Below are 12712 nucleotides of genomic sequence, written 5' to 3' on the forward strand. Positions count from 1 at the left end.
GCCCGCGCACCCGCTCGCCCGCGCACCCGCCGCCCGGCCGCTCACGCCGCTCAAGCCGCTCACGCCGCGTGGCTGAGATCCGGGTCCTCACGGAGCTTGCCGAGGGCGCGCGAGACCGCGCTCTTGACCGTGCCGACGGAGACCCCGAGCACCTCCGCCGTCTGGGCCTCGCTCAGGTCCTCGTAGTACCTGAGGACGACCATCGCCCGCTGACGGTCCGGCAGGCGCAGTACGGCGCGCCACATCGCGTCGCGGAGGGCCTGCCGTTCGGCGGGGTCCGGGACGGGCACCGACTCCGGCTCGGGCAGCTCCTCGCAGACGAATTCGTCGACCTTGCGCTTGCGCCACTGCGAGGTCCGGGTGTTGACCAGCGCGCGCCGCACATAGCCGTCCAGCGCTTTGTGGTCCTCGATGCGCTCCCAGGCCAGGTACGTCTTGGTCAGCGCGGTCTGGAGCAGATCCTCCGCGTCACAGGCGTTGGAGGTCAGCGAGCGGGCAGTGCGCAGCAGCACCGGCCCCCGCGCCCGTACGTACGAGGTGAACGACGGGAACGCGGCGGTGGATGCGCCTGTGCACACGGTCGTGGTCATACCTCAACGCTAGGAGCGGGCAGGGTTCGCGCGGATCGGCCATAAGTGCCGAAGGAGAATCAGTCTCAAGTTGGAGGGGTGGGGCTGGCATCACCTCCTGCGGGGGGAGGGTGCGGACGGAGGATCAGGGTTCGCCCCGGAGGGTGTCCGGGGGGTGTCCGGGGGGTGTCCGGGGAGGGCCTGGGGGTGTCCGGGGAGGGATCGACGGTGGGTCACCCCGCGATCACTTGATGATCGCGACCGGTGCGTCCACCTTGTTGCGGTCGATACGCAGCTTCCGGCCGCCGTGCGTCACATCGACGTTGCCCTTGTACTGGTGGATGCGGCGGTGCGGATTCCACGCGCTCTTGGCCAACACCGGCTCCCCGTACAGCGACGGCTTCTTCTTCCAGCGCGCGAACCACATCGCGGAGGGCAGGTCATGGACCCCGGCCCGGCGGGCCTGCTCCACATGGCGCACCCCGGACTCGGCGCTGCTGTAGAAGCCGGGGAAGAAGCCGCGCGAGCGGACCTCGCGGTTCCAGCCGCGGATGAAGGAGAGCGTCTTGGCGGCACAGCTCTTCCGCGTCAGGTCGTACGCCTCCATGTCGAGGTAGAGCGCGCTGCGCTTCTTCATGGACAGCGCCTTGGCGCGCGCCACCGCGTCCTTGCCCTCCTTGCGCCCCTGGGAGAAGGGCTTGCTGCCGATGGGCACATGCTTCTTGTTGGCGCTGCGGACGCAGGGGGCCTGGGATCCGACGAAGATGGGCAGGACCCGCCACTTCATGCTCTTGACGCCGCGCATCCAGGAGACGGTGAGGTGGGGCTGGCTCGCGCAGGCCCGGCCGCGGCCGGCGTAATAGACGCCGACGGCGCGGTAGCGCGAGCTGTTCCACGCACGCAGGGTGGCGAGGGACGGCGCGTGGCAGGTGTCGAAGGCCCAGCCCTTGAAGACCTTGGCGCCCAGGGGGCGGGGGTCGGGGAGGACCTCCGCCGAGGCGGCGGGGGTGGCACCGGCGACCGAGGTGGCCAGCGCCGCGACCAGACCGGCGATCCAGCCCGTGGCCTTCCATCTGCCCTTCGTGGCCTTCCATCTGCTCTGGTTACGTCGGGTCATATGACGAGTGAAGGTGGACATCGGCGGACCGCTACCGCCGACACGCGCACGGTTCAGCCGTCTGCGCCGAGGAGAAGCCCGGATGTCGGTACCCCGGTGCCCGCGGTGACCAGGACCCGGGCGGCCTCCGCCACCTGGTTGACGGAGGTGCCGCGGATCTGGCGGACGGCCTCGGCGATCCCGTTCATCCCGTGCAGATACGCCTCCCCCAGCTGACCGCCGTGCGTGTTGAGCGGCAGCGCGTCCTCGGCGACGAACCCGGCCGCCTCACCGCGTCCGCAGAAGCCGAACTCCTCCAGCTGCATCAGCACGAATGGCGTGAAGTGGTCGTACAGGACGGCCACGTCGATGTCGGCCGGGGTCAGCCCGCTGCTGCGCCACAGCTGACCCGCCACCACCCCCATCTCGGGCAGGCCGGTCAGATCGTCGCGGTAGAAGCTCGTCATCTGCTCCTGGCCGCGCCCTGCCCCCTGCGCCGCGGCCGTGATCACGGCGGGCGGACGCCGGAGGTCCCGCGCCCGCTCCACGCTGGTGACCACGAGCGCCTGGCCGCCGTCCGTCTCCTGGCAGCAGTCGAGCAGCCGCAGCGGCTCGACGATCCAGCGGGAGGCGGCGTGGTCGGCGAGGGTGATCGGCTTGCCGTGGAAGTACGCGGCCGGGTTGGTGGCGGCGTACCGGCGATCGGTGACGGCCACATGGCCGAAAACCTCGGGCGTCAGCCCATAGGCGTACAGATAGCGCTGGGCGGCCATGGCGACCCACGAGGCCGGGGTCAGCAGCCCGAAGGGCAGCGACCAGCCGAGCGCGGCGCCCTCGGCGGACGCCTCGCGGTGCTGTACGCCGGAGCCGAAGCGGCGCCCGGAACGCTCGTTGAACGCGCGGTAGCAGACGACGACCTCGGCGACACCGGTCGCGACGGCGAGCGCGGCCTGCTGCACGGTGGCGCAGGCGGCGCCCCCGCCGTAGTGGACCCGCGAGAAGAAGGTGAGATCGCCGATGCCGCACGCCTGGGCCACGGTGATCTCGGGGCTGGTGTCCATGGTGAAGGTGACCAGCCCGTCCACATCGGCCGGGGTGAGCCCCGCGTCGTCCAGGGCCGCCTGGACGGCCTCGACCGCCAGCTTCAGCTCACTGCGGCCGGAGTCCTTGGAGAACTCGGTGGCCCCGAGCCCGACGAGGGCTGCCCGGCCGCCCAGGGTGTCCGCCTTGCGGGCGCTCATCGGGACGCGTCCGGGGTGGGTGTGGGGGCGTCGGCGGTGGTCGTGGGGGCATCGGCACGCGGGGCACGCGGGACGTCGTCGGGGAGCCGCACCGTGACCTTGCCGGTCACATGGTGGCCGATGCCGTTCCTGCCGGTGACCGCGACCTCCGCCATTCCATCGACGACCGAGGTGATCTCGCCGGTCAGCACCATCTCATCACCGGGATAGTTGGGCGCGCCGAGCCGGATGGCGACCTTACGGAGCTGGGCCCGCGGCCCGAAGTGATCGGTGATGTACCGGCCGACCAGCCCGTTGGTGGTGAGGATGTTCATGAAGATGTCCGGGGAGCCCTTCTCCTTGGCCGCCTCGTGGTCGTGGTGCACATCCTGGTAGTCCCGGGAGGCGAGGGCGCCGGCGACGATCAGGGTCCGGGTGATCGGGATGCGCAGCGGGGGCAGCTCATCGCCCGTACGCACCGTCATACGACCGCCTCCTCGTCCGTACCGTGTCCGTGCCCTGTCTGCCCTGTCTGCCCTGTCCGTGCCGTCCGTCGGGTCTGTCCTTCCGGTTCTCGCCCCCGGCCCGTCGCTCAGACCTCCGCGCACCGGAACACGGGCAGCTCCAGCTCGTCGTCCACACGCAGGAACTCCAGCTGGACGGGCATGCCGATGCGCACCTTGTCGTACGGCACGCCGGTGATGTCGCTGACCATCCGCACCCCCTCCGCGAGCTCGATCAGGCCGACCGCGTAGGGCGGGTCGAAGGCGGGGAAGGGCGGATGGTGCATGACCACATAGCTGAACACCGTGCCGTCGCCGGACGCCTCGACCGCCTCCCACCGCTGGGAACCGCACGTCCCGCACCCCGGCAGCCAGGGGAAGCGCGGGGCGGCGCAGTCCAGGCAGCGCTGGATGAGCAGCTGATGCCGGGCGACGCCCTCCCAGAAGCCCGCGTTGTCGCGGTTGACGACGGGCCGGGGGCGGCGGGGACGGTCGGCCCTCGGCTCCCGCTTCGGCTCCGTCTCCCGCTTCGGCTGCGTTCGCGGTGGCGTGTACGTCGCGGGTGCGTACTTGAGGATGCGGAAGCGGTGGGTGCCGACCAGCCCCCCGTCACCGGTCCGGACGTTCATCCGGGTGGTGACGAAGTGCCCGCTGCCCAGCTTGGTGGTCTTGCGCGGCGACACCGACTCGATGACCGCGTCGAAGGTGATCTGATCGCCGGGACGCAGCGGCCGCAGATACTCCTGCTCGCAGTCGGTGGCGACCACCGAGGTGCAGCCCGCGCGGTCGAGCAGCGCCAGCAGCTCGAGGTACGCGTTGGAGCGGGCCGAACCGGCGGGGCGCCCGGCCAGCCCGGCCATCGTCCACGCCTGAAGCATCGTCGGCGGGGCGATGCCGGGGTAGGCGGGGTTGGTGTCGCCCATCGCCTCGCACCAGTGCCTGATCATGGGCTCGTTGACGGGGTCCCTGCCCCTGCCGCCGCTCGAGGCCGTCCGTCCCTCGTACGCCTTCAGCCGTCCGTACAGCTCGTCCTGGTCGTGCGGGTCATCCAGCTCGTCACGCGTCATCGCTTCCCCTGCCGCATGTCTGCCGTAGAAAGCTTTTCTGACTATCCGTCAGATAAATCGACGCTGTCAAGAACACCGGGACGCCGAAGCGCACCGCCACGCACGATCGCGCGATGGCGTTGATTCGCCATCGCGCGATCGTTACGACCTCACCCGTCCCGTTCGCTCAATGAATCACCACGGCTCACTCAGATCGATCGGACAATGCCCCACCCCCCGGCTCCCCCGCTTTCCCCTCGCGGGCGCCCGCGAGGGCGGCGACCTCCCCCCGTGCGAGCGGGGCAGGCCCCAGGAGCCGAGGACCGGCCGGCCGAGACTCACCCGGATGTCCGCCATGTCGATTCCTCCGATCCCCCGACGCTCGGGAAGTGTCGCGGAAGCAGAGTTGCCCACCGATTCCCGGACGATGCGCGCGGGCCGCTGGAATTACCACGCAAGCATGATGAACCTGTTTTAAACGCCCGATGCACCCCCGCTCCCCGCCCCGCGCCGATGCGCCGCCCGCCCGGCCGCAGGACGAGAAAAGTCAGGGAATCGAGTCCCGGAACGGGACGGGGAGGGGAACCGGTTCCGCATACTTTCGGCCATCCTCGACGGCTTACCGAGCCCTCTTCCCATTACCGAACACTTGTCCGAAAATGGAGGACATGGCGAACCCTGCACTCGCCCATGCTCTCGCCCACGCCCTGACCGCCGCGGCCCACGGCTTCCGCGTGATCCCACTGACCCGCGCGAAACTGCCCGCCGTGCGCTCCCCCCACCACCACGACCCCGCGCCCCTGCCGTGTCACGGCGAATGCGGCCGACTGGGCCACGGTGTCCATGACGCGTCGGCGGACCCGGAGGCGATCCGCGCCCTGTTCGCCGCGGCCCCCTGGGCCACCGGCTACGGCATCGCCTGCGGATGCGCCCCGCACCACCTCATCGGCGTCGACCTCGACCTCAGGGACGGACGAGCCGGAGCGCCTCAAGGGGCCGGGGAAGCGGGCGGCACGACCAGTCGAGCCGGGCAGACCGGGGAGCCCGGTGGAGCCAGGCAGACGCGGCAAGACGGGCAGGCCGGGGAGCCCGGGAAGCCGGGTGCAAGCGGTAAGGCCGGTGCAATCGCGGAGGCCGGCACAAGCGCGGGAACCGGCACAAGCGCCAAGACCGGTGCAAGCGGTAAGGCCGGCACGGACGGTCCGGCCGCCCTCGCCCGGCTGGCCCGCGAGCACGCCTTCGCCATCCCCCGTACGGTCACCGTGCTCACCCCGAGCGGCGGCCGCCATCTGTGGCTGTGCGGCCCGCCCGGCCTCACCGTCCCCAACTCCGCCGGCCGGCTGGCCCCCGGCATCGACATCCGCGGGCTGGGCGGCTATCTGGTCGGCCCCGGTTCGTACAGCTCACATGGCAGTTACCGGCTCGCGCCCGGCTCTCCCGACTGGGCCCCGGCACCCGCCCCGCCCGCGCTGCTGCGCCTGCTCACGCCCCCACGCCCCTCCCCCCGCCCGTACCCGCCGTCCCCCAGGCCCCGTACCGCGGCCCTGGCGGGGCTCGTACGGTTCGTCCGCGCCTCGCGGGAGGGCCAGCGCAACGTCCGGCTGTTCTGGGCCGCCTGCCGCGCCTACGAGACGGGCGCCGGGCCGGAATTGGCCCCCGCCCTGATCGAGGCCGCGCTGGACACCGGTCTGCCCCCGCACGAGGCCCGCGCCACCGTCGCCTCCGCGGCCCGCAGCGCCGCCCGCCACCTCCAGCCCCCGGAGGCATGGGCCTGACACCTGCTGGACCGCATGAACGGAGCTGGGGCGGCAGGCGTACGACAGGACGCCAGAGGCGGCGCGATCCAGCGGTACACAGACAGTGATCCGTGCGCTACGGGAACGAGGAGCACTATCGTGACCACGCGACGAGGCGCTCCGTACAGGAACCAAGCGGCGCAGGGACCAGGCGACGTAGCAACCCGAACGTCGTAGGAACCAAGCGGCACAGGAACCGAACGGCGTAGGGACCGAACGGCGTAGCAACCACACGCCCACTCGCCGGCGCTTCCGCCCTCGAGGCGGACAGTGAAGGGATCCCCGCTCTCCCCGTGACCGGCCGGCCGCCTCCGGCGCACCGGCACCAAGGCGCGAGAGGGGGGAGCATTGCACGAGCTCTACGCACAGGGGTGGTTCGCGGACGCCGTGTTACCCATGGGCGTCTGTGCGCTGGTCACCTGGATTTCGCTGGTCCATCGCTTCGCCGACAAGGGCCGTCTGCTGGGGACCGTACGGTCCGCGGCGCTGTGCTGCGGGATCATCGCCTGCACCTGCGCGGCGGCGCTGCTCACCATCGTCCTGCTGCTGCCGCACGCCGCCGATGTGCCTCCCGCCGTGGCCGCTGCCGCCGCGGGCGGCGCCCTGGCGCCGCGCGTCCGTCAGCAGCAGAACCAGCAGTCCACACCTCCCTTCGTGGCCGTGATCACGCTGGGTATCGCGGTGCTGCTGAGCGAACTGGAGCGGCGGCTGGTGCATGACATGTACATCCACTGCCACCGGCTGGTCAGGGACTTCGAGAACGTGGCCCAGCTGCGCATGTTCGCCTTCGAGGCCCGCCGCCACCTGCGCGGCTGCGCCTCCGCGACCAAGGACAAGACGACGATCAACACCTTGTACGAAGAGGTGGACCAACTCCTGGACGACGCCGCCAAGGTGGAGGCCGACGTCGAGGCGAGGTGCCGGCAGCGCGAGGTCCAGGAGTTCGCGCCGGAGCTGCACGCCCCGACCCGGGAGGAGGCGGAGGACCGCCGTCAGGCCCTGGCGATGGCCATGGACGCCTGCGTGCGCATGCTGGAGTTCGGCTACCGCACCGGCAAGCGGAGCGGCGACCGGGAGCTGATGCGGCTCCGGGACGAGGCGCTGGCCGTACGGCCACTCGCCACGACGGGCGCCCCACACCCCTGACCAGGCGCCACGCGCCGCCACGAGGGGTGAGGGCCGTCAGGGCCGTCCGAGGCACACCGAAGCGCTCAGGGAGCGTAGACAAAGGCATCGGACCCATCGCCGAGCCCGTGCGCCCGACGAGCCCCGTCCTCCTTGGGCTCCACAAAGCTGATCTTGATGTCCAGCTCCAGGGCCTCGGCCACGGCCGCCAGGGACCGCAGGGTCAGATTCTCGTCCCCGGAAAGTATTTGGCTCACCCGTCCCGGGCTGACGTCCATGAGCCGGGCGAGGTCCGCGCGGCTCATGTCGCGCTTCCCCAGCAACCCCGCGACCTCCACCGTGGCCTGCCGCGCCAACCGGGCCCCGGCACGGTCCGCAGCCTCCCCCTTCGTGCCTTTGCTCTTCCACGGCACACTCATCACTCTCCCAGCGCATGGTGCCGGCCATGGGGCATCGCCCCCTCAGTGACAGGTTCCCACCTTTAGCTACAACTAAAAGCCCTCTTCCGCCATCCCCGCCCGCCAACCCACCCCCACTCGGCCGAACCCCCCGCCCTGACCTGCACCAAGCCCCCACCCACCACTTTTCGGCCAGATTCGCGGCGATGGGCCCGTAACCTCGTCACCGTGCAGAGCAGCGAAGCCAGTGAATCTGCGGGCGCAGCCCCCTATGTACGCTTCCAGAGCACCGTCCGGAACGCGCGCGGCTACTACACCGGAGTCTTCGGACTGGTCAACGGCCTGGCCCGAGCCGGGAAGCTGACCGCCGAGCAAGAGCGCTTCCGCCGGACCAACAACGACTGGTACAACGCGGTCTATCCCGACCCCTCCACCGTCGACCCCACGGTTTACGACCACGAGCTCCACCCCGGAGCCGCCGCCTGGTTCAAGTCCGCGTCCCGGGAACTCATCCAGCGAGTCGACGGCTACCTGCGTATCCTCACCGCCCATGGGATCGAGTGCCGGATGCTCAGCTCATCGAACCCAGGAAGGATCGTCTACGAGGACGCCCACCAAATCGTCGTCGTCCCCCACACCGGGGTCAGCGGCCGAAGCCACATCCGCAGCGCCGCCGTCCCGACCACGCGTCCATCACCCCCGGCGCACCACTCCCCCGATCCATGAGTCCCCGTCAAGCGCCGGCCCGTCTTCGAGTCCGACACCAGCGTCTCGACCCCCTGACGCCTTTTTCGGGTGCCTTTACCACGCGGCCATGCGCCCTGCGAGGCCACTGACCTACAAGAGTCGGCCCGCAAGCTCCCTGAGGAAGGCTGGGGCGAACTGGTGCTGTCCAGCAGCACTCCCCGAGTGGGCTCGTCCTGGACGGACAGCCGAGAGTCCTTCGACACCAGGGGCCTCAAACGACGGACCCGGAAGGTCACCCGCACGGTGCCCATCCCTCCTGTGCTGGTGCGCATGCTGCGGGAGCACATAGAGACGACGGACGGCCGAGGACGGCCGCCTATTCCGGGCTCACCGGGGCGGTCACGCATCGCCGTGCTGTTCCGGTTCTACGCCAAAGTGATCGACCGCAATCAGCAACGCTCGAACGAGCAGATCGAACAGGCGTTGAAAGACGACGACGATGAGCAAAGTTAGGGTCTACAGGGGCCGAGGGGGGCGAATGGCATGGACAGCATCACGGGTGCCGTGGGCTCGCAGATTCTCAGCGCCATGGTTGCCGCCGTGCTCACCGGCATCGGTGGGCTGGTGCGTTGGTTCGTCGTCAGGCGGCTCCCCGCGCGCCGCACATGGCGATTCTCAGATGTGCGCCAACTCTCCATCGCTCTGGACACCGGTTACGTAGACACAGGTCGCTACCAACGCCCCGTCGCCGGTCTAGGACAGGTCCGAGCCCTGTCCCTGCTGATCCCCTCCCTTACCCACGCCTATCGGGACCTGGATCTGGAGAAGGTCCGGCTGTCAGCCCACATGCCGGGCCATGAGATGGAGCACGACCTGCTTGTCCTCGGCGGGCCGAAGAACAACGAGGTAGCCCGCCGCCTCCTCACCGCCATGGGGGAGTCGCTGCCTTTCCGGCTGGGTGGAGGAGAGATCACCTGGGAGGGCACCGCTTACCAGGGAGAAGTCGCTGATGGCGTGGTCACGCGGGACTGCGGTTATGTCGTCCGGGCGCCGCACCCGCTCAACCCGAGCAGGCGTGTCGTACTCCTCGGTGGCTGGTCCACCTACGGCACGGTGGCCGCTGCCCGTTGGCTAACGGACAAAGGCGCCGACCGCTCGCTAAGCGCCGATGTCGCCGTACTCGTGGAGGCTTCCGTCCTACGCGACGGCCACGTGTCCGCGCCGCACGTTCTACGGCAAGCAAGCCTGAGCATGTGACCTGCGGCGAATCGCAGACGGCGAATCGCAGAGGCATTCCTGAGAGAGCTCCGCAAGGCGCCGGGAACCACGCCAGATCTGGTCCACGCCTGGTCCACACACGCTGGTCAACGGTGGGATTCCGGCGGCACGGCGTGAGACGGCGGACACGCGGAAGGGGTGCCCCTGAACCAGGGGCACCCCTTCCGACCAGCTACGTCGCTGACCTCGGCGGAGGCTGAGGGATTTGAACCCTCGGTGACATCGCTGCCACGACGGTTTTCAAGACCGTTCCCTTAGGCCGCTCGGGCAAGCCTCCCCGCGCCACTCTCGGTGGTGGCGCGAGGATCAGCCTAGCGTGTCAGCTGTCGCCCTTGCGCTTGCCCAAGGTGACATCCACCGTCGACAGCTTGCCGCCGCGCTTGTAGGTGAGGGTGACCTTGTCGCCCGGCTGGTGGGTCCAGATCTCGCTGATGAGGGTCGGGCCGCTGTCGATGACCGTGTCGTCCAGCTTGGTGATCACGTCGCCGGACTTGAGGCCGGCCTTGTCGGCCGGGCCGCCGGGGACGACGGCGGCGGTGCCGCCGGCGCCGTTGGAGGCGATGGTGGCGCCGTCGCTGGAGTCCTTCATGTTGACCGTGGCCTCGATCACCGGGTAGACCGGCTGGCCGGTCTTGATCAGCTGCTCGGCGACGTTCTTCGCCTGGTTGATCGGGATCGCGAAGCCGAGGCCGATGCTGCCGGACTGCTGGGACTCGCCGAGGCCGCTGCCGTTGCCGGCGGACTGGATGGCGGAGTTGATGCCGATGACGCCGCCGTCCGCGTTGAGCAGCGGGCCGCCGGAGTTGCCCGGGTTGATGGAGGCGTCGGTTTGCAGGGCGCTCATGTACGAGGCGTTGCCGCCGCCTCCGTCGCTGGAGGCGACCGGGCGGTTCTTGGCGCTCACGATGCCGGTGGTGACGGTGCCCGAGAGGCCGAAGGGGGCGCCGATGGCGACGGTGGCGTCGCCCACGGCGACCTTGTCGGAGTTGCCGAGCGGCAGCGGGTCGAGCTTGGCGCCCGAGGCGTTCTTGAGCTTGATCACGGCGACGTCGTAGCCCTCGGCGCGGCCGACGACCTCGGCGGTGTACCGCTTGCCGTTGGAGAAGGTGGCGGTCAGCTTGCCGTTGTCGGCGGCCGAGGCGACGACGTGGTTGTTGGTGAGGATGTGGCCCTGCTTGTCGTAGACGAAGCCGGTGCCGGTGCCGCCCTCGCCGTTGTTGCCCTGGGCCTCGATGGTGACGACGCTGGGCAGCGTCTTGTTGGCGATGCTGGACACCGAGCCGGGCGCGCGGCTCTCCGTCTTGGGGTTGCCGTAGGCGGAGACGGTGGTGGTGTCGCCGTCGCTCTCCCGGTCGGCGGCCCAGAAGCCGATGCCGCCGCCGATGCCGCCCGCGACCAGTACGGCGGCCAGCACGGCGGCGACCAGCCCGCGGGACTTGCGCTCGGACGGGCCGGAGGGCGGCACGGGTGCGGTCCCCCACGGTCCGCCCGAGCCGCCCTGTCCGCCCGGCCCGTCACCCGGGCCGCCCTGCGGATGTCCGCCCCCGGCCGACCACCAGGCGCTGGACTGTCCCGCGTCCGGGCCGGGGCCCGAGGCGCCGGGCACGCCGCCGCCGGACCCGTCGCCCGCGTCGGCCGACGCCGGGACGACCGCGGGAGCGGCCGGTGACGCGGGCGGGGGCGTCGACGGGGGCTGGGCGGGGGGCGCGGCCGACGGCGCGGGGTCGGCGGCGCCCGACGGCCCTGCCGCATGCGGCGTGCCTATTGGCGCCTCCGGTGCGGCAGGCCGCCCGCCCGCGGTGGGTTCGTAGTCCGGCGCGGGCGGCACCGCCGGGTTCGGGTGCGACGCCGGAGGGGCCGGATGCGGCCCGGGCGCGGGCGGAACGGCAGAGCCCTCGTTCTCGGTGCTCACAGCTCTCTCCTCAGGTGCACGACAGATTTCCTCGACGGCCCACGTGTACGTCTTACCGTCGTCAGCTTTTCCCACGGCGCGTCAGACCGCCGTAAGGAGCGGCGGCCCTGCGGACTACCACCCTTTATCCCGGACAATTCGCCCTACCGCCATTCCGTGCGAACGAACGGAGGGGCCGCGTCCACCGGCTCACACCGGGCGGTGGCACCATAACGCGGTGACCTATGCGCGCCCTGCCCGGGACAGCCGCCCCGGGCCGCACACCGTCTCCGTCGTGGCCCACCGCGGGGCCTCCGAGGACGCCCCGGAGCACACCCTGGCCGCCTACCGTAAGGCGATCGAGGATGGCGCCGACGCCCTGGAATGCGATGTCCGGCTGACGGCCGACGGCCATCTCGTCTGCGTCCACGACCGCCGCGTCAACCGCACCTCCAACGGCCGGGGCGCGGTCTCGGCACTGGAGCTGTCCGACCTGGCGGCCCTGGATTTCGGCTCATGGAAGGGCCGGACCACCGACAAGGAGGAGCCGGACCGCGACAGCCGCGACAGCACCTCCGTCCTCACCCTGGAACGACTCCTGGAGCTCGTCGCCGACGCCGGACGCCGCATCGAACTGGCGATCGAGACCAAGCATCCCACACGGTGGGCGGGCCAAGTGGAGGACCGGCTGCTCGCGCTGCTGCGCCGCTTCGGCCTGGACACGCCGCCACCCGGCGCACCTTCACCCGTCCGTGTGATGAGCTTCTCAGCACGCTCGCTGAACCGGATCCGGAGCGGGGCCCCCGCCCTCCCCACCGTCTACCTGATGCAGTTCATGCTGCCGCGCCACCGGGACGGCCAGCTGCCGGCCGGGGTGCGGATCGCGGGGCCGAGCATCCGGATCGTACGGAACCACCCCGACTATGTGCTGCGGCTACAGCGCGCGGGGCACCGAGTGCACGTATGGACCGTCGACGAACCGGAGGACGTCGAGCTGTGCGTCCGCCTCGGGGTCGACGCGCTGATCACCAATCGCCCCAAACGGGTGCTGTCCCAACTCGGACGCTCATAGTGGGCATTACAAGGCGTGCACCGGCGCGTTC

The 12712-nt window shown here is 70.7% G+C and carries 13 protein-coding genes and 1 tRNA gene; 6 read left to right on the forward strand and 8 right to left on the reverse strand.

From position 1 onward, the window contains the following. Positions 1 to 59: 59 nt before the first annotated feature. The 5 genes from PS467_RS20745 to PS467_RS20765 all read right to left on the reverse strand — a co-directional run bounded on the left by PS467_RS20745 (position 60) and on the right by PS467_RS20765 (position 4455). Positions 60 to 590, reverse strand: a complete 531-nt coding sequence (locus PS467_RS20745) for a SigE family RNA polymerase sigma factor (RefSeq protein ID WP_268973139.1) — start codon at positions 588 to 590, stop codon at positions 60 to 62. 223 nt (positions 591 to 813) lie between these two features. Beyond that, the gene (locus PS467_RS20750) at positions 814 to 1686 is read right to left on the reverse strand and encodes a DUF1906 domain-containing protein (protein ID WP_311036535.1); all 873 of its coding nucleotides are present in this window, start codon (positions 1684 to 1686) and stop codon (positions 814 to 816) included. 53 nt (positions 1687 to 1739) lie between these two features. Beyond that, positions 1740 to 2906 carry a lipid-transfer protein gene (locus PS467_RS20755; RefSeq protein WP_311036536.1) on the reverse strand — a complete coding sequence of 389 codons (1167 nt, stop codon included), beginning with the start codon at positions 2904 to 2906 and terminating at the stop codon, positions 1740 to 1742. Then, positions 2903 to 3370: a MaoC family dehydratase gene (locus tag PS467_RS20760; RefSeq protein WP_311036537.1), complete on the reverse strand. Its 468-nt coding sequence runs from the start codon at positions 3368 to 3370 to the stop codon at positions 2903 to 2905. The genes PS467_RS20755 and PS467_RS20760 overlap by 4 nt, the downstream gene beginning before the upstream one ends. Positions 3371 to 3477: 107 nt before the next feature. Continuing rightward, positions 3478 to 4455, reverse strand: coding sequence for a bifunctional MaoC family dehydratase N-terminal/OB-fold nucleic acid binding domain-containing protein (locus tag PS467_RS20765; protein ID WP_311036538.1), 978 nt, complete (start codon positions 4453 to 4455; stop codon positions 3478 to 3480). Positions 4456 to 5102: 647 nt separating this feature from the next. On the opposite strand from PS467_RS20765, the gene PS467_RS20770 reads away from it, so the two are divergent. Further along, entirely contained in the window at positions 5103 to 6209 is a 1107-nt protein-coding gene (locus PS467_RS20770; protein WP_311036539.1) for a bifunctional DNA primase/polymerase, read from the forward strand. A 369-nt stretch (positions 6210 to 6578) separates the two neighbouring features. Further along, the gene (locus tag PS467_RS20775; protein WP_311036540.1) at positions 6579 to 7376 is read left to right on the forward strand and encodes a hypothetical protein; all 798 of its coding nucleotides are present in this window, start codon (positions 6579 to 6581) and stop codon (positions 7374 to 7376) included. A gap of 65 nt (positions 7377 to 7441) precedes the next feature. Here the strand turns inward: PS467_RS20775 and PS467_RS20780 are convergent, their stop codons facing one another. Next, on the reverse strand, positions 7442 to 7774 hold the full coding sequence (locus PS467_RS20780; RefSeq protein ID WP_268973147.1) for a helix-turn-helix domain-containing protein: 333 nt from the start codon (positions 7772 to 7774) through the stop codon (positions 7442 to 7444). A gap of 207 nt (positions 7775 to 7981) precedes the next feature. Here PS467_RS20780 and PS467_RS20785 point away from each other — a divergent pair, with 207 nt between their 5' ends. The 3 genes from PS467_RS20785 to PS467_RS20795 all read left to right on the forward strand — a co-directional run bounded on the left by PS467_RS20785 (position 7982) and on the right by PS467_RS20795 (position 9697). Beyond that, entirely contained in the window at positions 7982 to 8479 is a 498-nt protein-coding gene (locus tag PS467_RS20785) for a hypothetical protein (protein WP_311036541.1), read from the forward strand. A gap of 291 nt (positions 8480 to 8770) precedes the next feature. After that, positions 8771 to 8953 carry a hypothetical protein gene (locus tag PS467_RS20790; RefSeq protein WP_311036542.1) on the forward strand — a complete coding sequence of 61 codons (183 nt, stop codon included), beginning with the start codon at positions 8771 to 8773 and terminating at the stop codon, positions 8951 to 8953. 30 nt (positions 8954 to 8983) lie between these two features. Then, positions 8984 to 9697, forward strand: coding sequence for a hypothetical protein (locus PS467_RS20795; RefSeq protein ID WP_311036543.1), 714 nt, complete (start codon positions 8984 to 8986; stop codon positions 9695 to 9697). A 211-nt stretch (positions 9698 to 9908) separates the two neighbouring features. Here PS467_RS20795 and PS467_RS20800 read toward each other — a convergent pair. Beyond that, positions 9909 to 9995: transfer RNA gene (locus PS467_RS20800), tRNA-Ser, on the reverse strand. Between the two features lie 42 nt (positions 9996 to 10037). Continuing rightward, complete coding sequence (locus PS467_RS20805; protein WP_311036544.1) at positions 10038 to 11630, reverse strand: S1C family serine protease; 1593 nt, start codon at positions 11628 to 11630, stop codon at positions 10038 to 10040. A gap of 217 nt (positions 11631 to 11847) precedes the next feature. Between PS467_RS20805 and PS467_RS20810 the strand changes: the two genes are divergently transcribed. Beyond that, the gene (locus PS467_RS20810) at positions 11848 to 12681 is read left to right on the forward strand and encodes a glycerophosphodiester phosphodiesterase (RefSeq protein ID WP_311036545.1); all 834 of its coding nucleotides are present in this window, start codon (positions 11848 to 11850) and stop codon (positions 12679 to 12681) included. Positions 12682 to 12712 lie beyond the last annotated feature (31 nt).

Origin of the sequence: Streptomyces luomodiensis, assembly GCF_031679605.1 — a bacterium.
Lineage (GTDB): Bacteria > Actinomycetota > Actinomycetes > Streptomycetales > Streptomycetaceae > Streptomyces > Streptomyces luomodiensis.